This window comes from Caulobacter sp. BE254 (genome assembly GCF_031457295.1).
Lineage (GTDB): Bacteria > Pseudomonadota > Alphaproteobacteria > Caulobacterales > Caulobacteraceae > Caulobacter.
On sequence record NZ_JAVDWJ010000021.1, the window covers coordinates 17,461 to 37,399 of the forward strand.

At 68.2% G+C, this 19,939-nt stretch carries 19 protein-coding genes and 2 pseudogenes; 5 read left to right on the forward strand and 16 right to left on the reverse strand.

Annotation, left to right across the window (positions count from 1 at the left end; translation table 11 throughout):
• Positions 1-334: 334 nt before the first annotated feature.
• The 5 genes and pseudogenes from J2X41_RS23755 to J2X41_RS23775 form a co-directional block, all read right to left on the reverse strand.
• Positions 335-429: pseudogene (locus J2X41_RS23755) on the reverse strand (hypothetical protein); the annotation flags it as partial.
• Positions 430-458: 29 nt separating this feature from the next.
• Positions 459-830, reverse strand: a complete 372-nt coding sequence (locus J2X41_RS23760) for a hypothetical protein (RefSeq protein WP_310086799.1) — start codon at positions 828-830, stop codon at positions 459-461.
• A 123-nt stretch (positions 831-953) separates the two neighbouring features.
• Positions 954-3,329, reverse strand: a complete 2,376-nt coding sequence (locus J2X41_RS23765; protein WP_310086801.1) for a glycoside hydrolase family 31 protein — start codon at positions 3,327-3,329, stop codon at positions 954-956.
• Between the two features lie 90 nt (positions 3,330-3,419).
• Complete coding sequence (locus J2X41_RS23770; protein WP_310086803.1) at positions 3,420-3,578, reverse strand: hypothetical protein; 159 nt, start codon at positions 3,576-3,578, stop codon at positions 3,420-3,422.
• Between the two features lie 50 nt (positions 3,579-3,628).
• On the reverse strand, positions 3,629-4,603 hold the full coding sequence (locus J2X41_RS23775) for an AraC family transcriptional regulator (RefSeq protein ID WP_310086805.1): 975 nt from the start codon (positions 4,601-4,603) through the stop codon (positions 3,629-3,631).
• A 123-nt stretch (positions 4,604-4,726) separates the two neighbouring features.
• On the opposite strand from J2X41_RS23775, the gene J2X41_RS23780 reads away from it, so the two are divergent.
• Positions 4,727-6,427, forward strand: a complete 1,701-nt coding sequence (locus J2X41_RS23780; RefSeq protein ID WP_310086807.1) for a YadA-like family protein — start codon at positions 4,727-4,729, stop codon at positions 6,425-6,427.
• Positions 6,428-6,558: 131 nt separating this feature from the next.
• Here J2X41_RS23780 and rplL read toward each other — a convergent pair whose 3' ends face one another.
• Genes rplL through J2X41_RS23795 form a run of 3 tightly spaced genes read right to left on the reverse strand, consistent with a single transcriptional unit; the run spans position 6,559 to position 7,663 of the window.
• Positions 6,559-6,942, reverse strand: coding sequence for a 50S ribosomal protein L7/L12 (gene rplL / locus J2X41_RS23785; protein WP_028038099.1), 384 nt, complete (start codon positions 6,940-6,942; stop codon positions 6,559-6,561).
• Positions 6,943-6,986: 44 nt separating this feature from the next.
• Positions 6,987-7,505, reverse strand: a complete 519-nt coding sequence (rplJ, locus tag J2X41_RS23790; protein ID WP_310086810.1) for a 50S ribosomal protein L10 — start codon at positions 7,503-7,505, stop codon at positions 6,987-6,989.
• Positions 7,506-7,522: 17 nt separating this feature from the next.
• Positions 7,523-7,663, reverse strand: a complete 141-nt coding sequence (locus tag J2X41_RS23795) for a hypothetical protein (protein WP_310086812.1) — start codon at positions 7,661-7,663, stop codon at positions 7,523-7,525.
• Between the two features lie 237 nt (positions 7,664-7,900).
• Here J2X41_RS23795 and J2X41_RS23800 point away from each other — a divergent pair, with 237 nt between their 5' ends.
• The 3 genes and pseudogenes from J2X41_RS23800 to J2X41_RS25385 form a co-directional block, all read left to right on the forward strand.
• Entirely contained in the window at positions 7,901-8,245 is a 345-nt protein-coding gene (locus J2X41_RS23800; RefSeq protein ID WP_310086814.1) for a hypothetical protein, read from the forward strand.
• A 340-nt stretch (positions 8,246-8,585) separates the two neighbouring features.
• Positions 8,586-9,962 (forward strand): alpha/beta fold hydrolase, encoded by a 1,377-nt coding sequence (locus tag J2X41_RS23805; RefSeq protein ID WP_310086816.1) that lies wholly within the window; start codon positions 8,586-8,588, stop codon positions 9,960-9,962.
• Positions 9,959-10,082, forward strand: a pseudogene (locus J2X41_RS25385) (hypothetical protein); the annotation flags it as partial. The gene J2X41_RS23805 and the pseudogene J2X41_RS25385, both read left to right, overlap by 4 nt.
• Here J2X41_RS25385 and J2X41_RS23810 read toward each other — a convergent pair.
• The 6 genes from J2X41_RS23810 to J2X41_RS23835 form a co-directional block, all read right to left on the reverse strand.
• Positions 10,082-11,293, reverse strand: a complete 1,212-nt coding sequence (locus tag J2X41_RS23810) for a TIGR03862 family flavoprotein (RefSeq protein WP_310086819.1) — start codon at positions 11,291-11,293, stop codon at positions 10,082-10,084. The pseudogene J2X41_RS25385 and the gene J2X41_RS23810 overlap by 1 nt on opposite strands.
• Positions 11,293-11,688 carry a type II toxin-antitoxin system VapC family toxin gene (locus J2X41_RS23815; protein WP_310086821.1) on the reverse strand — a complete coding sequence of 132 codons (396 nt, stop codon included), beginning with the start codon at positions 11,686-11,688 and terminating at the stop codon, positions 11,293-11,295. The genes J2X41_RS23810 and J2X41_RS23815 overlap by 1 nt, the downstream gene beginning before the upstream one ends.
• Positions 11,688-11,927, reverse strand: a complete 240-nt coding sequence (locus tag J2X41_RS23820) for a type II toxin-antitoxin system VapB family antitoxin (RefSeq protein WP_056762596.1) — start codon at positions 11,925-11,927, stop codon at positions 11,688-11,690. The genes J2X41_RS23815 and J2X41_RS23820 overlap by 1 nt, the downstream gene beginning before the upstream one ends.
• A 118-nt stretch (positions 11,928-12,045) precedes the next feature.
• Positions 12,046-12,735: a 50S ribosomal protein L1 gene (rplA, locus tag J2X41_RS23825; RefSeq protein WP_310086823.1), complete on the reverse strand. Its 690-nt coding sequence runs from the start codon at positions 12,733-12,735 to the stop codon at positions 12,046-12,048.
• Positions 12,736-12,739: 4 nt separating this feature from the next.
• A complete protein-coding gene (rplK, locus tag J2X41_RS23830; protein ID WP_007661528.1) occupies positions 12,740-13,171 on the reverse strand; it encodes a 50S ribosomal protein L11 in 432 nt (143 codons plus the stop codon).
• 258 nt (positions 13,172-13,429) lie between these two features.
• On the reverse strand, positions 13,430-13,867 hold the full coding sequence (locus J2X41_RS23835) for an ester cyclase (RefSeq protein ID WP_310086826.1): 438 nt from the start codon (positions 13,865-13,867) through the stop codon (positions 13,430-13,432).
• Positions 13,868-13,991: 124 nt separating this feature from the next.
• Between J2X41_RS23835 and J2X41_RS23840 the strand changes: the two genes are divergently transcribed.
• Entirely contained in the window at positions 13,992-14,849 is an 858-nt protein-coding gene (locus tag J2X41_RS23840) for a LysR family transcriptional regulator (RefSeq protein ID WP_310086829.1), read from the forward strand.
• 22 nt (positions 14,850-14,871) lie between these two features.
• Here the strand turns inward: J2X41_RS23840 and J2X41_RS23845 are convergent, their stop codons facing one another.
• Both J2X41_RS23845 and J2X41_RS23850 read right to left on the reverse strand, forming a co-directional pair.
• The gene (locus J2X41_RS23845) at positions 14,872-18,249 is read right to left on the reverse strand and encodes an error-prone DNA polymerase (RefSeq protein WP_310086834.1); all 3,378 of its coding nucleotides are present in this window, start codon (positions 18,247-18,249) and stop codon (positions 14,872-14,874) included.
• Between the two features lie 141 nt (positions 18,250-18,390).
• Positions 18,391-19,845, reverse strand: a complete 1,455-nt coding sequence (locus J2X41_RS23850) for a DNA polymerase Y family protein (protein ID WP_404979982.1) — start codon at positions 19,843-19,845, stop codon at positions 18,391-18,393.
• Positions 19,846-19,939 lie beyond the last annotated feature (94 nt).

Here is a 19,939-nt window from a genome sequence, read left to right on the forward strand (position 1 = left end):
ACCCTCGCCGCTCTCCCCTCGGGAGAACGCTGGACGCTGGAATTCCCCTGTCAGGACAACCGGGACCGGAAGCCTGACGGGCGCCCCTTCGCGCTGGTCGGAGGGCGGCTGACCGCGCCTCGGGGCGTATCATGCGGACACACGCGTACGCGCTCCGCCGAATTTCTTCGTGAGCCGGCGGATATAGGACAACCGGCCCGGGTTGGGAAGGGGGTTTATCCACAAAAGAATGCGAAGGCGTCTGGAACCAGATCTGCGGGCGTCAAAGCCCAGTTCGAACCTCGAAATGCGGGACCAGTCGGAAATTCCTGCCGACCGGCCAGGCACCGTGGCGCCGCCCTCGTCCTTCGACAAGCTCAGGATGAGGGCTACTGGTAAGGCGGTTCGGTAGAATTCCTCATCCTGAGCCTGTCGAAGGACGAGGAATTCGGCCCAAGATCGTCAACGACCCACAGTTCCTAGACGCTCATGTCCACGAACTGAGGGACCGAGACGCCGTCCTTGCCCTGCTTGCGGGCGCTTTCCAAGGCGTCCTTGATCTTCTGCTGGACGGCTTCCTCGACCATCTTCAACGCTGCCGAGCGCTGCTCGGACGGCATGGCGTCGAGGCGGTCCTGGGTGAGACCCATGGCCTTCATGGCCTCCTCCCGCCATTGCTTGAGCTTTTCTTCCCAAGCCGTCTTCTTGGCGTCCCGGGCGAAGGCGACGAGGCCCTTCTCGCGGACGGAGTCCACATCGCTCCGCGCTTCGATCTTGGGTCCGCCGACGGCGGAGCCGCGGCCGACATTGCCGTAGCCCGAATAGCCTCCGGAAATCCCTGAAATGGTCATGCTCGCCCCTTCGCAGTTCGCCGAAGGGTTGCAAGTCTCGTGCCACAACGGGACGCTAGAGAGGCTTGTCCACGATTGAAGCTCGGCTCCCAGCCCGCCCTGAAGGGCGGGCTGGGCGACGGCTTATCGGGCCGAAACCACCTGCACCGCCGCCAGCGCCTGGGCGCTGAGGCCCTTGTCGCCCGTGGCCGTCAGCTTGCCGGCCTTGTCGTCCCAGTGCAGCTTGACGGTCTTGCCGACGCCCTTCTCGTAGGCGTTGGTCACCCCGTCGTCGTCATAGAGGGTGAAGTCGGCGTCGCGGCCCGGATAGACCTTGACCGCATTGATCGTCTGCGGCGTGGCCGTGCTCTGGATCGGCGCGCCCATCGGGATGATCGAGCCGGCCCGGACGAACAGCGGGATGGTGTCGATCGGCGCATGGACGCTGATCGTCTGGCCGCCGGTGAACTTCTTGCCGGTCCAGTAGTCATACCAGTCGGCGCCGGCCGGCAGGTAGACGTCGCGGTCCTCGACGCCCTGGTCGGTGATCGGCGCCACCAGGAAGGCCGGGCCGAACATGTACTGGTCGCCCAGGTTGACGACCTTGGGATCGTTGGGGAAGTCCATGAACAGCCCGCGCATGAACGGCGCGCCGGTCTCATAGGTCGAATGGCCCATCGAATAGAGATAGGGGATCAGGGCGTAGCGCAGCTTCAGGTACTTGGCGATCACCGCCTCGGCCTGCTTGCCATAGGCCCAGACCTCGGTGTCCTTGCGCATGCCGTGCACCCGCAGGGTCGGGGTGAAGGTCCCGTACTGGAACCAGCGGGCCAGCAGTTCCGGATAGTCGTTGTTCTGGCCGACCACCGCGCGGGCGTCGGACGGGTCCAGCAGCGGGGCCTTGGTCGCCGTCGTGCTCTGCGGCAGCCACTGCCAGCCGCCAATGTCGTTGCCCCAATAGGCGAAGCCCGAGGCGGTGAAGTTCAGGCCGGTCGGCACCTGGCGCTTCAGCGCGTCCCAGGTCGGCTGGATGTCGGACGACCAGAACAGGCCGCCGTTGCGCTGGGCGCCGATATAGGCGGCCCGGGCCAGGATCAGGTTACGCTTGTCGGGCCGGTCGCGGCGCGAGCCCTCGGCCACGCCCTGGGTGTGCACCAGCGGGAACAGGTTGTGATAGCGGTCGCCCGAACCGATCGAATAGAAATAGCCGTCCGGCACCAGGTCCGGCTCGGTCTCGTCCAGCCAGAACCAGTCGAAGCCCTTCGACGCGATGTTGTCGCGGATCTTGCCCCAGAACCACTCGCGCGCCTGCGGGTTGGTGCTGTCGATCAGGGCCCCGGCCCGGTCGCTGCGGAACGGCAGGCCGTCGACGACCTTGCCGTCCTTGTCCTTCAGCAGCCAGCCCTTGTCGGCCAGGTAGTTGAAGTAGCGGCCTTCCTTCTCGAAGCGCGGCCAGACGCTGATGATGCTGTGCACGCCGTTGTCGTGCAGTTCCTTGTTCATCGCCAACGGGTCGGGGAAGGCGGCCGGATCGATGTCCATCTGGCCCATCCGGGTCCAGTAGAACCAGTCCAGCACCATGATATCCAGCGGATAGCCTCGGTCGCGATAGCCCTTGGCGACGTCGAGGATCTGCTGCTGCGTCTCGTAGCGGGCCTTGGACTGGATGTAGCCGAAGGCCGCCTTGGGCGGCAGCGGCGTGACCCCGGTCAGCTTGCGGTAGCCGGCATAGATCTCGTCATAGCTGCCGGTGATCACGAAGAACGACACCCGCTCGCCGACGTTCGACTGCCACAGGGTGCGGCCGTTGACGGCCGGATAGACCTTGGTGTCGGAGGGATTGTCCCACAGGACGCCGTAGCCCTTGCTGGAGACCAGGAACGGCACGCAGACCGTCTCGCCGTGCGGGGCGTCATAGTGGTGCTTGCAGTCGATGGCCCGGCCGCGCAGGTCGAGGATCCCCTCCTGGTTCTGGCCCAGGCCGTAGAAGTGCTCGTCGGCGCTGGTCGAGAAGCTGGCGCCGGCCTGGTAGGTCTTCTCGCCGTTGACGACGTGCGGCGACATTTCCCAGCCGTTCATCGCCACCAGGTCCGAGCCGTCGGCCTTGCGCACCTTGACCGAGACCGGCGGCAGGGCCGGCGCGAAGTAGCGGTCCATCTGGCTGGGCGCGCCCGGCCAGGGCTGGGCGACGACCTCCAGCGACAGGGCGCCGGAGGTGAAGATGTCGGCCCCGGCCTTCTGGTCATGACGCCAACCCTTGACATCGCTGTCAGCCAGGAAGCCGTAGCCGGGCGCCGCCGCGGCCAGATCCTTGTCCTGGCTGATGGTCACCCGGACGATGTTGGGGGCGTAGGTCTCGACCGAGACATAGGAGCCGTTGCGGTCCATCACCGCCATCGGCGCGGCTTGAACGGCCATCGGCGCGGCCAGGCTGGCCAGAACGCCCGTGGCGAGGCTCAAGGCCAGGCCCGAGACCAGTCCAGCCGACCAGCGCCGCGCGCCCTTGTTCAGGCGATCCATCGCTTCCCCACAAATGTTACCGCTATCTATTGGGCGGCATGGCTAGAGATGCGGGCGGCCAGCGTCAACAAGATTGATAGCATCAATGGGTCAGTCGCGCCGCAGCGCCTTGCCGACCAGCGAAAGCGCCACGCCGACCAGGCAGACGAAGAACGCGATCCTGGCCAGGGCGCCGGCCACGTCGACGACGAAGCCCAGCACGCCGAACACGATCATCAGGACCAGCAGGATCGCGGCCAACTTGAGCATGAACAAGGAACACAGGTCGCCCGACGACGGTTCCACGGCGATGGCGCTCTTCAGCCCGCCTCTCCTCGCCGGGCCTCGGACGGCGTCGCGCCATGGCGGCGGCGGAACGCGCGGTTGAAATAGGACAGGTCACCGAATCCCACGTCATAGGCGATGGCGCTGATCCCCAAACCTGAGAAGCGGGGGTTGCGCAGCATGGCGTGGGCGCAGGCGATGCGCTGGTCCAGAACGAAGGCCGAAAAGCTGGTTCCCGTCAGGTCGAACAGCTTGCGCACATAGCTGGGCGACACGCCCTGGCGGCGAGCCACGGTCTCGGCCGACAGGTCGCGCTCGCGCAGATGGGCCCGCACGTCGGCCTTGATCGCCCGCAGCCGCGCGGCGCGCAGCCCCCTGCCCCGCGCGATCTCTCCGGCCTCGGCCGTCTCGCCCAGGGCCAGGGCGACCAGGTCCTGGACATGCGAGGCGACCAGGCGCTGAACGCCGATCGAGCCGCTGTCGGCCGCCTGACGGACCACGCCCATATAGCCCGCCATCAGGCGCAGCGCCTCGGTTCCCCGCCGGATCGGACGGACGAAGGCGGCCTCGATGTCCAGAACCGACGCCGCCAACGCCTGGCGGGGCAGGCGCAGGGTCAGGCACCCGACCGCGCCTTCAAGAGGTCCCGAGGTGGAGACGACGTCGGCCGCGCCCAGGAAGGCGTCGCCGTCCTCCATCACCATGTCGGTCCCGCGCTGGGAGATCCTCGAGCGGCCGTCGCGGGTGACGCAAAGGGTCAGGTCGTCGCTCTGGCGGGTCAGCGGCCGGGTGCGATGGAACACCGCCCCCTCGCTGACCCCCACGGCCGCGTCCAGTCCGGGCAGGGCCATCAAGGTGACCGCGTTGAAGAACCGCGCGCCGTGCACGGGTTCGATCGCGAACGGCAGGACAGGCTCCAGCGTTTCGCGAAACAGGTTGAGCCGACGCTCCTCCGGGAAGTCGTCGCTCGAGAACCGCCAGATTCCTCCCACGGCCGCGCCCTCAGCCATGTCGCCCCCTCGGTCCCGTGGTGTCACAGGGACCATGAAACAGTATCACGGAGTCCAAGCCTGACCATCCCCGCCTTCGCTAGCCTCCAGACGATCATGCCGATTGCACAATGGAGGGGCGAAATGACTTTGCGGAGCTTGAGAAAGAGCGGCGGCCGACGGCTGGCGCTGGTCGGCGGCCTGGCGGCCCTGGCGGTGGGCTCGGCCCTTGGCGGCGCCCGCGCCCAGACGGTGAGCGCGCCAGCGACACCGGCCAGCTGCGTGGAGAACGTCGGCCATCAGCTCGCCTGCGGCCAGGGCTCCGTAGCGACCGGCTCGGACGCCACGGCGATCGGCGAGGACGCCACAGCCACCGGTGGAGGAGCCGTCGCCCTGGGCGTCCAGGCCAACGCGTCGACCTTCGGCTCCACCGCCTTGGGCGGCACCGCGACCGCCACGGGGAACAGCGCCACCGCCACGGGGTTTGGCGCCATCGCTTCCGGCCTTAGCGCGACGGCCAACGGATTCAACAGCCAGGCGACCGGCGATTACGGATCGGCCTTCGGTGTGAATTCCACCACCCCGGGCGAGAAAGGTTCGGCCTTCGGCTATTCCAGCCAGACCAGCGGCGACCAGGCGAGCGCGTTCGGCGCGAGCAGCCAGGCCGCGGGCTTCGCGACCACGGCCATCGGCAGCGACAGCCACGCCACCGGCTTTCGCAGCACGGCCACCGGGGTCGGCAGCTCGGCCAGCGACAACTACGCCTCGGCCTATGGCTCCCAAAGCTCCGCCGGGCTGGGCGGCTCCGCCTTTGGGGGATCGTCGGTCGCCAGCGGGATCGCCGCGACGGCGGTCGGCGCCAACGCCTCGGCCGCCGGCCAGGCGTCCTCGGCGGTCGGCAATTTCGCCTCCGCCGGCGGCGGATACAGCCTCGCGGCCGGCGCGAGCAGCAGCGCCTCGGGGGACGGCGCCATCGCCCTGGGGGCCACGAGCAACGCTTCGGGCGACGCCGCCGTCGCCATCGGCAGCGGCGCCGTCGCCTCGGCGGACAATTCGGTGGCGCTGGGCATCGGCTCCGTCGCCGACCAGATCGGCACAGTCTCGGTCGGCGCGGTCGGCGCCCGGCGGCGGGTGGTCAATGTCGCCAACGGCGTCGGGGCGAACGACGCCGTCAACGTGTCACAACTGCTGCAGACCGCCAACCTGATGGGCAGCTACGCCGACGCCCGCTCGGCCCAGGCCTTGGCGGCGGCCAACACCTACACCGACACCGCCTCCGCCCAAACCCTGACCACGGCCAACGCCTATACGGACACCCAGTCGGCCCAGGCCGTGACGACGGCCAACACCTATACCGACACCAAGACGGCGGCGACCCTGGCGACCGCGAACACCTATACCGACACCAAGTCGGCCCAGACCCTGACGGCCGCCAACACCCATGCCGACGCCCAGGCGGAGCAGGCCGCCGCCGCCGCCAGGATCCAGGCCAACGCCTATACCGACACCAAATCGGCCCAGACCCTGACAGCGGCCAACAGCTATACCGACACCAAGCTGGCCGCCTGGAGCCAGGTCAACGACCAGCGCTTCGACCGGCTGGAGACCCGGCTCGACGACGTCGGGGCGATGAGCGCGGCCTTCGCGACCATGGCCGGCAACAGCGCCGGACGCGGCGCGGGCCTGCAGAACCGGCTGGTGCTGGGGATCGGGACCTATGGCGGCAGCACCGGCGTGGCCGCCGGCTACAGCCGCGACTTCAGCAACCGCGCCGCCTTCAACGTCGGCGTCTCGGCGGCCGGCGGCAAGGTGATGGGCGGCGGCAGCTTCGGCCTGGCCTGGTAGCTGCCCGCCCCGTCCGCCCAACAGCAAACGGCCCCGGAGGTTTCCCTCCGGGGCCGTCACTTGTGCGTCAGAGAGCTGACGCCGGCTCAATCCCCCACCCCCTCCTCCGAAGACTTGGGCGCGGGCGTGAATTACTTCACTTGGACGGTGGCGCCGGCTTCGGTCAGCTTCTTGGCGATCTCTTCGGCGACTTGCTTGGAGACGTTTTCGACGACGTTCTGCGGAGCGCCTTCGACCAGGTCCTTGGCTTCCTTCAGGCCGAGGTCCGGACGGACGCCGCGGACTTCCTTGATCACGTTGATCTTCTTGTCGCCACCGGCGGTCAGGACAACGGTGAACTCGGTTTGCTCTTCGGCGGCTTCGGCCGGAGCGGCGGCAGCGCCGCCAACGGCGGCGACGGCGACCGGAGCGGCGGCCGAGACGCCCCACTTTTCTTCGAGCAGCTTGGAGAGCTCAGCAGCTTCCAGGACCGACAGGGTGGACAGTTCTTCAACCAGCTTTTCGAGCTTGGACATGGGTAAGTTCCTTAGAGGATGAGGGATTTATGCGGAGATGACCGTTACGCGGCGTCTTTGGTCGCATAGGCGTTGAAGACGCGAGCCAGTTGGCCAGCCGGGGCCTGCAGGACGCCAGCGATCTTGGTCGCCGGAGCCTGGATCAGGCCGATGAGCTTGCCACGGATCTGGTCGAGCGACGGCAGCGTGGCCAGGGCCCGCACCGCGTTTTCGTCCAGAACGTTCGTCTGGCCCAGGATGCCGCCGACCAGCTTGAGCTTGTCGTTTTCCTTGGCGTACTGGGTGACGATCTTGGCGGCGGAGACAGGATCCTTGCCAAAGGCGATGGCGACCGGGCCGGTGAACAGGGCGTCGCCCTTTTCGCCGATCGAGCCGTCCAGCGCCTTCTGGACCAGGGTGTTCTTCACCACCTGGAACGTGCCCTCTTCCTTGCGGAGGCGGGCGCGCAGTTCAGTCATTTCCGCAACGGTCATGCCCGAATAGTGGGTCACGACGACAGCGCCGGCGCCGGCGAACACGCTTTTCAGCGCCTCGATCGACTCCTGCTTTTGAGCGCGGTCCATTGCGGTCTCCTACTCAATTACAGCGGCCGGACCATTCCGGCAGCCAGATGCGCGTCCCACGCGGGATCGCTCCCGCACGCGAGTTGCATCAAGCCTGTTCCAAGGAAAGTCAGCCGCGCGTCCCATCCCGGAAGGAGGAATTGCGTGGTCTTGTCCATCCCTGTCTCCCGACGGCGAGGAAGGGCTCTTCCTCGATTATGGCGCTGGTGACCCCACGCCCCGCAGTTCTCAAACAGGATCGCCGCCGGGCGAGCCCAGCGGAGAAGGGGCGGCGTATAGACGGTTTGCGGCGGGATTTCAACAGGGCATGAACCCAGGTGGTGACGCAGTTAGAAATGACACCTTGATATGCGCTGAGACGAAGCGGACCTTGCGGACCGCAAGGAGTGACGCGCATGCTGCTAGCAATCCTCTCATTCATCTTGGCGTTTCTCGCGTGCTGGTTCTTCCAGGCCTATCAGCGAGCCATCCGCGTTCAAGTAGAATTGGCTAACTTTCTTATGGAAGTACTGACCAGCGACCGAGAACACGCCTATCAGAAGGCCAATTTCTTAAACTTCGTCCTAAAGTCGAAATACCCTGACGCCGCTATATTGTCGGGAATGTGCTCCAACTTGCTCGTAGACATCGCGCGGCAGCGCGCGCCACAGACCGTTCCCGCGAACCGCGATATTTATTGGGCGATGAATCACAACCCGACCCAGTTCTTCGAGGACGGTGACCCGTCTAGGCCGCGTTGAGCATCGATTGCATCGCCCTAGTTTGCCATCGCGCGATCCTACGAGAAGGGATGCACCCATGAGTCCACAACAAGAGGACGACCGTTGTCCCGATTGCAGTGGAACCGGACAACTTGCTGAAGCGCGTAGGCCAGCGGCACCTCACGCTAAAAAGTCTACGCCCGAGGTATGCCCAACCTGCAAGGGAGGCGGGCGCAAACCGAAGGCATAGCGCGCTTGCTAACTCCCGGATTCAAACTGCGTCACCACCTGAACCCATCCGCCTCGCGGGAGCGGAGAAGCTCTGGCCTCGCCCGTCATTTCCTGGATAACAAGGACAATCGAAATCGGGGATCCATCCATGAAGCGCCTGTTCGCCGCCAGCCTGGCCGCCGTGCTGCTCGTCGGCCTCGCCGCGCCCGCCCGCGCCGAGCCGCGCTTTTTGCCGATCCCCAAGGCGGTGATCGCCGATCCGGTCCGCGATCCGACCCATCCGGCCGACATGGCCGTCTTCACGGTCCCGACCGGCGGCGTGCGAGTCAACGCCATGATGTACCTGGCCTCGGGCGACCAGCCGCACCCGACGATGCTGATGCTGCACGGCTTTCCCGGCAACGAGACCAATATCGACCTGATGCAGGCCGTGCGCCGGGCCGGCTGGAACGTGATGCGGGTCAACTATCGCGGCTCGTGGGGCAGCCCCGGCAAGTTCTCTTTCGCCAATAGCCGGGCCGACGCCGAGGCCGCCCTGGCCTTCCTGCGCGACCCGGCCAACCTCGCCCAGTACCGCATCGATCCGACCCGGATCGTGGTGGCCGGCCACAGCATGGGCGGTTTCATGGCCGCCGACGCCGTCGCCGCCGATCCCAAGGCGGCGGGCGCGATCCTCATCGACGCCTGGGACATCGGCAAGCAGAAGGCCGACCTCGTCGATCCGGCCAAGCGCGAGGCGGCGCTCGAGGACCTGCGCTCGAGCACCCCGCCCCTGGCCGGAACCAGCGCCGAATTGCTGGCCAAGGAGATCGAGACCACCTCGACCAAGCTGGACCTGGAGGCGCTCAGCGCCCGCATCGCGGACCGGCCGGTGCTGATGATCGGGGCCGAGCACGCCGGGGCGCCGACCACGCGCAAGCTGGCCGCCGCCGCCCGCCAGGCCCAGGCCCAGGACGCGCCCAAGGGGGCGCTGACCGAAACCTACATGGACACCGACCACAGCTTCTCCGACAGCCGCATCGCCCTGGAGGCCGAGGTGATCCGCTGGCTGGGCCAGTTCGACCCGGCCTCGGCCCAGGTCGGCACGCCGGGGATCCCGCTAAAGGCGGCCTATGACGAGGCCAACCCCTTCGCCAAGATCCTGCGCGGCGAGATCGCCGTGCCCAAGGTCTATGAGGACGACCAGGTCCTGGCCTTCATGGACTACGCCCCGGCCGAGCCGGGCCATGTGCTGGTGATCTCCAAGACCTCCAAGGCCCGTAACCTGCTGGAGGTCTCGCCGACCGACCTGAGCCGGCTCATGGCCGTGGCCGCCCGGGTCGGCCAGGCCCAGGTCGACGGCCTGGGCGTCGAGGGCTTCACGATCGTCCAGAACAACGGCGTCGGCCAGAGCGTGCCGCACCTGCACATCCACGTCATCCCGCGCGTGGCCGGCAAGCCGCTGATGTTCGTCGAGAACGCCCGGGGCGACCCCAAGGCGATCGAAGCGGCGGCGGCCAGGATCCGGGCGGCGATGAAACCCTGAAGACTCGTGCGTCCTTCGAGGCTCGCCTTCGGCTCGCACCTCAGGATGAGGACCTTGGATTGGCTCTGAAATCCTCATCCTGAGGCGCCCGCGCAGCGGGCCTCGAAGGACGCAGGGCGTCAGCTCAACCGTTCCGCCACCGCCCGCGCCGCCGCCACGCCGGTGGCGAAACAGGCCTGCAGCAGGTAGCCGCCGGTCGGGGCTTCCCAGTCCAGCATCTCGCCGGCCACGAACACGCCAGGCGCGGCCTTCAGTTCCAGCCCGGCCAGCGCCTCGAAGGCCAGGCCGCCGGCGCTGGAGATCGCCCGCTCCAGGCCTTGGGCCCCGGTCAGCACGACCCGCGCGGCCTTGATCGCCGCGGCCAGGGCGTCGGGCGCGACGGGCAAGGCCATGCCATGCGCCTCACGCAGCAGGCCGATCTCGACCGGCGACAGGTGGGCGGCCTTGCGCAGCCAGCTCGACAGCGACTGCCCGCCGCGCGGCCGGGACAGCCGCGCGGTCAGTTGGGCCAAGGACAGGTCGGGCCGCAGGTCGACGTCCAGCGTCGCCCGGCGATGGGCGTCGACCGCATCGCGCAGGGCCGCCGACAAGGCATAGACCGCCCCGCCCTCCAGGCCGTAGCCCGCGACCAGGGCGTCGCCGCGCGAGACCTGGCCTTCGAACTCCAAGGCCACGTTCTTCAGCGGCGTCCCGGCGAACCGCTCGCGGAACACCGGCGTCCAGGCCACGTCGAACCCGACATTGGCCGGCCGGAACGGCGCCACGGCCGCGCCGCATGCTGTCAGCCGAGGAGCCCAGGCGCCGTCCGAGCCGAGCCGAGCCCAGCTGGCCCCGCCCAAGGCCAGGATCGTGGCGCGGGGCCGGACGGCGCGCGGCCCGTCGGGCGTCTCGAAAGCCAGCTCTCCCGCCGCGGTCCAGCCGGTCCAGCTCGAGCGAAGGTTCAGCGCCACGCCGCCCGCCTCCAGCCGCGCAATCCAGGCCCTCAGCAGGGGCGAGGCCTTCAGCGCCCTGGGGAACACCCGGCCGCTGCTGCCCACGAAGGTCGCCTGCCCCAGGCCCTCGGCCCAGGCCGTGAGGTCGGCCGGGGTGAAGGCCTCCAGCATCGGCCGCAGCCGCTCGCTCGCCGCGCCGTAGCGCCCGACGAAGCGCTCGAAGTCTTCGGAATGGGTCAGGTTCAGCCCGCCGCGCCCGGCCATCAGGAACTTGCGGCCCAAGGTCGGCATGCGCTCGAACACCGTCACCGACAGCCCCGCCGTGCTCAGCACCTCTGCCGCCATCAGCCCGGCCGGCCCGCCGCCGACCACGGCGACGTCGGGCTTTTCTACCGGCATCAAGCGCGCTCGATATCGGTCAGTGGAAAATCGTCACCCTTGAACAACAACGGAACACCTCGCGTTTTCGCGCAGGCGTAAGCAAAACAATCGCCCATGTTGAGCTTGGCGGGATGTTGCCCCTTGCCAAAGCGCGCGAAGGCATCGATCGCAGCTCCAGCCTCCGAATGTCCAATAGATACGACGCGTATTTCGGCGGAAATCAGATAGAGTTCCACCTCAGAACGAGCATCGTTTACCTCGATAGCTTTGGCCCGGACCAAGCTACGCACTGTCTCCCAAACCGCGACAGCCGATGTGATCGTCCCATCGACAGTGGCCAAGCGCTGTTCGAGGAGATCCCTTTCAGGCTCGCCTAGCAAGATTGCACAGAGTGCGGACGCGTCGACAAACATCAGTCGCCCGAGAGTTCATCGAAGAAGGCCTTGTCTGCCTTTAGGCCAGTATTCGGTAGGCGGGCGATGCGGTCGCTGATGGCCCGCATGCGGGCCAACTTCTCATCGCTCGCCTTCCTGTCTGCTTCGCGCGCCTTTCGAACTGCCAACTTGATGGCGTCGGTAATACCCACACGATTGTCTTCAGCATACTGCCGCAGCATGGCGTCGGCTTCAGCATCGCGAACATGGAAGGGCATCGGAAACCTCCGTCTAGCCGAAAGATAACATCGGCTAGACACATCAACAACTCAGCCCCAAACGCAAAGCGGGCGCTGGATCGCTCCAGCGCCCGCTCGCTTTGGTCAGTCGAAGGCTTTAGGCGGTGATCGACGCGACGTCGACCTTGAAGCCCGGGCCCATCGTCGAGGACAGGCCGATACGCTTCACATAGACGCCCTTGGCGCCCGACGGCTTGGCCTTGTTCAGCGCGTCGACCAGGGCCTTGACGTTGATCAGCAGGGCTTCGTCCGAGAACGAGATCTTGCCGATGCCGGCGTGGACGATGCCCGCCTTCTCGACGCGGAACTCGACGGCGCCGCCCTTGGCGTCCTTCACGGCCTGGCCGACGTTCGGGGTCACGGTGCCGACCTTCGGGTTCGGCATCAGGCCGCGCGGGCCCAGCACCTTACCGAGGCGACCGACCAGGGCCATCATGTCCGGGGTCGCGATGACGCGATCGAAGTCCATGAAGCCGCCGGCGATCTTTTCGTACAGGTCTTCGGCGCCGACGTGCTCGGCGCCCGCCGCGACGGCTTCGGCCGCCTTGGCGTCCTTGGCGAAGACGGCGACGCGGACGTCGCGGCCGGTGCCCGACGGCAGGTTCACGACGCCGCGGACCTGCTGGTCGGCGTGGCGCGGGTCGACGCCGAGGTTGACCGAGATCTCGACGGATTCGTCGAACTTGGCCTTGGCGTTGGCCTTCACGAGAGCGATGGCGTCGGCGACGGCGTGGGCGGCTTCACGATCGCCGGTCCAGGCCTGGATGCGCTTGGGTTGCTTGGCCATGGTCTTAGGCCTCCACGATCTTCAGGCCCATGGCCTTGGCGGAGCCTTCGATGATCTTGGCCGCGGCCTCGAGATCGTTGGCGTTCAGGTCCTTCATCTTCTTTTCAGCGATCTCGCGCAGCTGGGTGCGGGTTACTTCGCCGACGGTCTCGCGACCGGTCAGCTTGGCGCCGGACTTCAGGCCGGTGATCTGCTTCAGATAGTGCGTCGCCGGGGGGGTCTTGGTGACGAAGGTGAACGACTTGTCCTGATAGACCGTGATGACGGTCGGCAGGGGGGTGCCCTTTTCGACGTTCTCGGTGCGCGCGTTGAACTCCTTGCAGAAGCCCATGATGTTGACGCCGCGCTGGCCCAGTGCGGGGCCGATGGGCGGTGAAGGCGTGGCGGAGCCGGCCTTCACCTGGAGCTTGATATAGCCCAGGATCTTCTTAGCCATTGTATCCTCTCAAGAAAGCCGGGTTTAGCGGCCTTCGCTGGTTGGCCGTGGTGCGGGCTGGCGGCCCTCCCACGGATTTGATCTCGTCCTAACGACGAGCACGCCCCGGGACAGGGTCCTGGGACGAAGGCGCGGCATGTAGCAGGCGGGGGGCGCGGAGTCTACCCAGAGACCGGGCCAGAGACCGGGCCAGAGACCTGGGATGAGACCGCTCACTCGCCCATGACTGCAACGCCCGACGCCGACCGTGTTTCGCCGCTATGACGGTTGAGGGACGAGCCCGATCTGCTGGAGGATCGACAGCATGTCGGGAAGGCCGCGCTCCTCGACGATCTTTCCGCCCGAGAGTTTGTAGAATCCCATGCTCGTGGCCTGGAAGGCCTTGCCGGTCGGCGGCGCGCCCATGAAGGAGCCGTCGTTCGTGCCGCTCATGCCGAAGCGGGCGGCGATCGTGTCGCCTTCGGCCACCGCTTCTTCCAGCACCCATCGCACATCCGAAAACGCGCTCCGGAGCATCGCCAGGAGTTGCAGATAGCCGTCGGGACCGAGCAGCGGGGCCGGTACGCCGGGCGCGTGGAAGATGGCGTCCGGCGAAACCAGCGCCGGCGCCAGGTTCGGGTCGCCCGAATTTATGAAGTCCGTGAAGCGACGGATGAACAAGTGGGCGGCGTCTGACGACATTTCGAACCTCGGCATGGGCGGCTCGTTCATTTGGCCGACGGCGCACATTGGTAATCGAAAACCAGCTGCCGAATAATGGTAGCCTTGGACGGACAGTAGAAACGCAGAGCTTCCAATGGATCGGTTCGCGGCGATGAGGGTGTTCATCCGGGCGGTGGAGCTTGGATCGTTCAGCGCCGCGGCCCAGGCGTTGCGGATTTCACCGCAGCTGGTCGGCAAACAGGTCGGCCAGCTGGAGGCCCACCTTGGAGTGCAACTGCTTCATCGGACGACCCGTCGCCAGAGCCTGACGGATTTCGGACGGGTCTTTTATGACCGAGCCAAGATCATTCTGGCCGACGTCGAGGCGGCGGAAGGCCTGGCGGCCGAAGCCCTGGCGACGCCGACGGGAAGGCTTCGGATCAACGCGCCGGTCAGCTTTGGCATGCATGCCCTGGCGCCGCGGTTACCGGAGTTCCTCCGCGATCATCCGCAGGTGACCGTCGATCTAACGCTCAACAACCGCGCCATAGATCTGGTCGACGAGGGCTATGACGCGACCTTCCGCGTCGGCGCGTTGGCCGACAGCCGTCTGGTCGGGCGCGCCCTGGCGCCCTATCGGCTCGTCCTCTGCGCGGCGCCGGCCTATCTCGCCGAAGCGCCGCCGCTTCTGGCGCCTCGCGACCTCCAGCAACACGAATGTCTGGGCTTCGCCCATACGGAACTGCGGACCCATTGGACGTTTGACGGCCCGGAAGGGCGCATCGTCGTGCCGGTGACGAGTCGTCTGATGGTCGATCATGGGGAACCGCTGCTGCACGCGGCGCTCGCGGGCCTCGGCATCCTGCTGCAACCGGTCGAACTCCTGCAGCCGGCCTTGGAAGACGGCCGGCTGGTCGAGGTCTTGCCCGACTACACCGCGCCCGCTCGGCCCTTGCACATCCTGTACGCGCCCGACCGCCGCATGACTCCCAAGCTGCGGAGCTTCATCGACTTCGCCGTCCTGGCGTTTGGCTGATCGTCCTGCGCGACATGCGATCTCAATGAAAATCCCGGCTGCGCTGCAGTCGTCCGGACGTCCGCATCCGCACCGTCGGGGCCGGGGCCTCGGGGTCCTGTTTCATCCGCGCCAGCTCGGCCGACAGGTCGGTGAAGCTTTCGGCCACCACGTGGATGACGCCATCGGCGGCCTGGACCTTGCCGTGGACGACCAGGAACGAGGCGCTCATCACCGTGCGGCGGTGGGCGTCGAAACAGTCCTTCCAGACCACCGCATTGGCCACGCCGGTCTCGTCCTCCAGGGTCAGGAACACCACGCCCTTGGCGGTGCCCGGCCGCTGGCGGATCAGCACCAGCCCGCCGACGCTGACCCGGCGGCCGTCGCGGACGCCCTTCAGCCGCTCGGCGGGCGTGACGTTCAGCCGGTCCAGCTGCGGCCGGAAGAACCGCAGCGGGTGGGCCTTCAGCGACAGGCTGGTGGTGCGGTAGTCCTCGGCCACCTGCTGGGGCAAGGCCATGGCCGGCAGGGCGACGGCGTCCTCGAACAGCGGCAGGCCGGCCAGCAGCGGCGCCTGGCTGTCGACCTTGACCTCGCCCTTCAGCCCCTTGACCGCCCACAGGGCGTCGCGGCGGGACAGGCCCGCCCCGGCGAAGGCGTCGGCCTCGGCCAGCAGTTCCAGGGCGCGCTGGGAAACCCCGGCCCGGGCGAAGTCGGCGGGCGTCCGGGCGCCGGCGGCGCGGGCGGCCATGACCAGGTCGGCGTCGAGATCGGCGTCCTCCGGCCTTTTCTTCTTCTTCAGACCCTTGATCTGGCGCAGGCCCAGGCGGACGGCCTTCCAATGCGGACGGGTGTCGGGATTGAAGATCTTGTCCTCTCGCGTCTTTCCTTCCCCCTTGTGGGGAAGGGGGACCAGCGAAGCTGGTGGATGGGGGAGTCGCCGCATTGAGTCCGGGCGCCGAGCCTCCTCCGTCAGCTTCGCCGACACCTCCCCCATGAAGGGGGAGGAAGGCGCTCCGCTCTCCAGCGTGCAGTCCCAGTCACTCATCAGCACGTCCGGGGGCCGCACCTCGACCCCGTGCTCGCGGGCGTCGCGGACCAGTTGGGCCGGCTGGTAGAAGCCCATCGGCTGGGAATTGATCAGGGCCGCGCAGAACACGTCCGGCCACGCCCATTTGATCCAGGCCGAGACATAGACCAGCTTGGCGAAGCTGGCCGCGTGGCTTTCGGGGAAACCGTACGAGCCGAAGCCCTCGATCTGCTTGAAGCACCGCGTGGCGAAGTCGCGCTGGTAGCCGCGCGACACCATGCCCTCGACGAACTTGTCGCGATACTGAGCCGGGTCGCCGTCATGCTTGAAGGTGGCCATGGCCTTGCGCAGGCCGTCAGCCTCGTCGGGGGTGAACTTGGCGGCCTCGATGGCCAGGCTCATGGCCTGTTCCTGGAACAGCGGCACGCCGAAGGTCTTGCCCAGGATGCCGAACAGCTCGTCGGGCGGACCGTGTTCCGGCGAGGGCGCGGGCCATTCCACCGGCTCCAGGCCCTGCCGTCGGCGCAGATAGGGATGGACCATGTCGCCCTGGATCGGACCGGGCCGCACGATCGCCACCTCGATGACCAGGTCGTAAAATTCCTTGGGCCGGAGCCTCGGCAGCATCGACATCTGGGCCCGGCTCTCGACCTGGAACACCCCGACGCTGTCGGCCTTGGACAGCATGTCGTAGACGCCCTTCACCTCGGTGGGGATGTCGGCCAGGTCGGTGATCGGCAGGCCATGGTCGGCGCGCAGCATGCCGAACGCCCGCTGGATGGCGGTCAGCATGCCCAGGGCCAGCACGTCGACCTTCATCAGGCCCAGGCTGTCGATGTCGTCCTTGTCCCACTCGATGAAGGTGCGGTCCTTCATCGCCGCATTGCCGATCGGCACGGTCTCGTCCAGCCGCCGCTTGGTCAGGACGAAGCCGCCGACGTGCTGCGACAGGTGGCGCGGGAACTGCAGCAGCTCGGTGGCCAGGGCGATGGCGCGGGCGATCTGCGGGTTCTGCGGATCCAGGCCCGTCTGGCGGATATGCTCGTCGGGCAGGCCGTCGCCCCAGCTGCCCCAGACGGTGTTGGCCAGGATCGCGGTGATGTCCTCGGTCAGGCCCAGGGCCTTGCCGACGTCGCGGATGGCGCTGCGGGGGCGGTAATGGATCACCGTGCCGCAGATGGCGGCATAGTCGCGGCCATAGCGCTCATAGACATATTGCATCACCTCCTCGCGCCGCTCGTGCTCGAAGTCGACGTCGATGTCCGGCGGCTCGCCGCGGTTCTCGGAGATGAAGCGGGTGAACAGCAGGCGGTGCTCGGTGGGGTCGATCGAGGTCACCCCCAGGCAGAAGCAGACCGAGGAATTGGCCGCCGAACCGCGCCCCTGGCACAGGACGCCCATCTCCCGCGCCTTGCGGACGATGTCGTGCACGGTGATGAAATAGTTGGGATAGTCCATCTTGGCGATCAGCCGCAGCTCCTCGCGCAGCTGGTCGGCGACCTTGTCGGAAACCCCGTTCGGATAGCGCCAGGCCGCGCCCGCCCAGGTCAGGTCGGTCAGGTGCTGCATGGCCGTCTTGCCGGGCGGCACCGGCTCGTCGGGGTACTGCTCCTTGAGGTGCGAAAGGTCGAAGCCGATGCGCTCGACGATCTCGAGCGTGCGCTCCACCGCCTGGGGCCAGCGCTCGAACAGCCGGGCCATCTCGGCCGGGGTCTTGAGGTGGCGCTCGGCGTTGGCCTCCAGGCGGAAGCCGGCCTCGGTGATCGTGCAGCCCTCGCGGATGCAGGTCATCACGTCCTGCAGCGGCCGCCGCTCGGGGCCGTGATAGAGCACGTCATTGGTGGCGACCATCGGCGCGCCGGCCTCGCGGGCCAGCTCGGCCAGCCGCGACAGGCGCTTGAGGTCCTGGGCGGCGTAGGCCCGGCTGGCGGCCAGCCAGACCCGGCCGCGCAGTTCACCGGCCATGCGGTCGAGGTCGACCTGGAAAGCCTCGTCCAGTTTCGCCGGCGGCACGACCAGGGCCAACTGGCCGTCGGCGTGCTCCAGGAAGTCCTCCCAGGACAGATGGCATTCGCCCTTCTCGGCCCGGCGCTGACCCACGGTCAGCAGGCGGGTCAGGCGGGCGAAGGCCTCGCGGTCGGACGGGTAGCAGAGCAGGCTGGGCGTGCCGTCCATGAAGTCCAGCCGGCAGCCGGTCAGGGCGCGGATTTGCAGGTCCTTGGCCGCCGTCCAGGCCCGCACCACCCCGGCCAGGCTGTTGCGGTCGACCACCCCCACGGCGCTCAGGCCCAGGGCCTGGCCGGTCAGCATCAGCTCCTGGGCGTGGGAAGCGCCGCGCAGGAACGAGAAGTTGGTGGTGGCCTGGAGCTCGGCGTAGGCATGGATGGTCATGGGCGCACACTTGCCCCCACCTGGCCGCTACGCGGCCTGTCCGCCCCCATAGGGGGCGGAGCCTCGCGCTCGGCGCCAGCGGCTTGGCTCTTCCCCCTATGGGGGAAGACGGCCGAAGGCCCGTAGGGGGCAAGTACGCGGCTACCCGAACAGGCCATGCAACCACCACTTCGGGGCCTTCTCCCCGTCGCCGTACAGGCCGGCCCGGAAGATCCAGAACCGTTCGCCCGCCTCGTCCTCCACCCGGTAATAGTCGCGCACCTTGCCCGGCCCGACCTCGTCGAAGGCCTTGCGCCACCATTCCTGGCCGATCCGTTCGGGGCCCTCGGCCAGGCGCACGCGGCGCGAGCGGCCGCGCCAGGTGAAGCGGACCGGCGGGTCGTCCGGCAGCTTGGCCAGCACCTCGATCGCCTCGGGACGGCGCAGCAGACGGGTCGGCCGGGGACGGTCCGGGTCCCAGGCGTCTTCCGGCCGGGGGTCCAGCGGCGCGCGGCGGACCACCGCACGTTCCGGCACGTGGCTCGGATGCGGATCGGCCCGCCACACCCGGTCCTCGCCCAGGCGGTTGACCAGCCGGTCGACCAGCGGCGCCAGGCCCTCCTCCAGGCCGGCCCCGTCGTCGGCGTCCAGGGTCCGTTGCGCGGTCGACAGCGGCTCGACCTCGGCGGCCCACAGGGTGACGACCTCGATCCCGAAGCCCGGATCGACCGTGTCCAGCTTCGGCTTCAGCAGCTTGGCGATGCGGGCGGCGTCGCGGCCGGGACGCGACAGGCCGGCCCGCACCGGCTGGTCCTTGCCGTCCAGGCGGTGGAAGACCAGCTCGAACCGCCGCGCCCCCCGCCCCTCGGCCTCCAGCCGGGCGCACAGCAGAGCGCAGATGTCGCCGGTCACCCGCTCCAGGTCGGACAGGGCGCTGATCGGCTCGAAGAAGGCCAGGCGGTCGAACCACGGGGTGGCGGGGCGGCGGAAAGCCAGGGCCTCGCGAGCCGCGCCCAGGGCCTGGTCGATGCGCATCACGGCGGAAAGTCCGAACCGCCGGGCCATCTGGGCGCGCGGCAGGGCCAGCAACTGGCCGACCTGGAACAGGCCCAGGCGCGGCAGCTGGGCCTGGGCCGCCTCGTCCAGCCGCAGGGCCGCCACCGGCAGCGGGGCCAACAACGGGCCCTGGCCGCCGGGCGGGGCGATGGTGCGGTCGGGAGCGTAGCGGGCCAGGGCCCAGGCCGCGCCGGGGGTGTCGGCGATCGCCCCCCGGGCCGGCGCCCCCCAGCGCTCCAGCCGGGTCAGCAGGTCGTCCAGCATCGGGCCCTCGCCGCCCCACAGGTGCGACACGCCCTCGACGTCGAGGAACAGGCCGTCCAGCCCGTCGATGGCCACGGCCGGCGAGAAGCGCACGCACCAGTCGCAGAGAATCTCCAGCGCCGCGCGGTCGCCGTCGGGGTCGTGGTCGGCGGTCAGCAGGTCGGGGACCAGGGCCGCAGCGTCGGCGGCCTTCTGGCCGACATGCAGGCCCAGGGCCGCGGCCGCGTCGTCGACGGCGGCCAGGCGGCGCGTGCCGCCCTCGGTGGCGACCAGGGCGACGGGGGCTCCTCCCCCCATGGGGGAGGTGTCGCCGCAGGCGACGGAGGGGGGAGTTTTGCGGCCTGGGCCACCGGCAAGATCGACCTTCCGATCACTCCCCCCACCGACCGCT

Excerpts from the sequence above, each read along its gene's own strand:
- J2X41_RS23760 (WP_310086799.1), bottom strand. The coding sequence starts at position 830 with ATGACCATTTCAGGGATTTCCGGAGGCTATTCGGGCTACGGCAATGTC.
- J2X41_RS23765 (WP_310086801.1), bottom strand. The coding sequence starts at position 3,329 with ATGGATCGCCTGAACAAGGGCGCGCGGCGCTGGTCGGCTGGACTGGTC.
- J2X41_RS23770 (WP_310086803.1), bottom strand. The coding sequence starts at position 3,578 with ATGCTCAAGTTGGCCGCGATCCTGCTGGTCCTGATGATCGTGTTCGGC.
- J2X41_RS23775 (WP_310086805.1), bottom strand. The coding sequence starts at position 4,603 with ATGGCTGAGGGCGCGGCCGTGGGAGGAATCTGGCGGTTCTCGAGCGAC.
- J2X41_RS23780 (WP_310086807.1), top strand. The coding sequence starts at position 4,727 with ATGACTTTGCGGAGCTTGAGAAAGAGCGGCGGCCGACGGCTGGCGCTG.
- rplL (WP_028038099.1), bottom strand. The coding sequence starts at position 6,942 with ATGTCCAAGCTCGAAAAGCTGGTTGAAGAACTGTCCACCCTGTCGGTC.
- rplJ (WP_310086810.1), bottom strand. The coding sequence starts at position 7,505 with ATGGACCGCGCTCAAAAGCAGGAGTCGATCGAGGCGCTGAAAAGCGTG.
- J2X41_RS23795 (WP_310086812.1), bottom strand. The coding sequence starts at position 7,663 with ATGGACAAGACCACGCAATTCCTCCTTCCGGGATGGGACGCGCGGCTG.
- J2X41_RS23800 (WP_310086814.1), top strand. The coding sequence starts at position 7,901 with ATGCTGCTAGCAATCCTCTCATTCATCTTGGCGTTTCTCGCGTGCTGG.
- J2X41_RS23805 (WP_310086816.1), top strand. The coding sequence starts at position 8,586 with ATGAAGCGCCTGTTCGCCGCCAGCCTGGCCGCCGTGCTGCTCGTCGGC.
- J2X41_RS23810 (WP_310086819.1), bottom strand. The coding sequence starts at position 11,293 with ATGCCGGTAGAAAAGCCCGACGTCGCCGTGGTCGGCGGCGGGCCGGCC.
- J2X41_RS23815 (WP_310086821.1), bottom strand. The coding sequence starts at position 11,688 with ATGTTTGTCGACGCGTCCGCACTCTGTGCAATCTTGCTAGGCGAGCCT.
- J2X41_RS23820 (WP_056762596.1), bottom strand. The coding sequence starts at position 11,927 with ATGCCCTTCCATGTTCGCGATGCTGAAGCCGACGCCATGCTGCGGCAG.
- rplA (WP_310086823.1), bottom strand. The coding sequence starts at position 12,735 with ATGGCCAAGCAACCCAAGCGCATCCAGGCCTGGACCGGCGATCGTGAA.
- rplK (WP_007661528.1), bottom strand. The coding sequence starts at position 13,171 with ATGGCTAAGAAGATCCTGGGCTATATCAAGCTCCAGGTGAAGGCCGGC.
- J2X41_RS23835 (WP_310086826.1), bottom strand. The coding sequence starts at position 13,867 with ATGCCGAGGTTCGAAATGTCGTCAGACGCCGCCCACTTGTTCATCCGT.
- J2X41_RS23845 (WP_310086834.1), bottom strand. The coding sequence starts at position 18,249 with ATGACCATCCATGCCTACGCCGAGCTCCAGGCCACCACCAACTTCTCG.
- J2X41_RS23850 (WP_404979982.1), bottom strand. The coding sequence starts at position 19,845 with ATGGGGGGAGGAGCCCCCGTCGCCCTGGTCGCCACCGAGGGCGGCACG.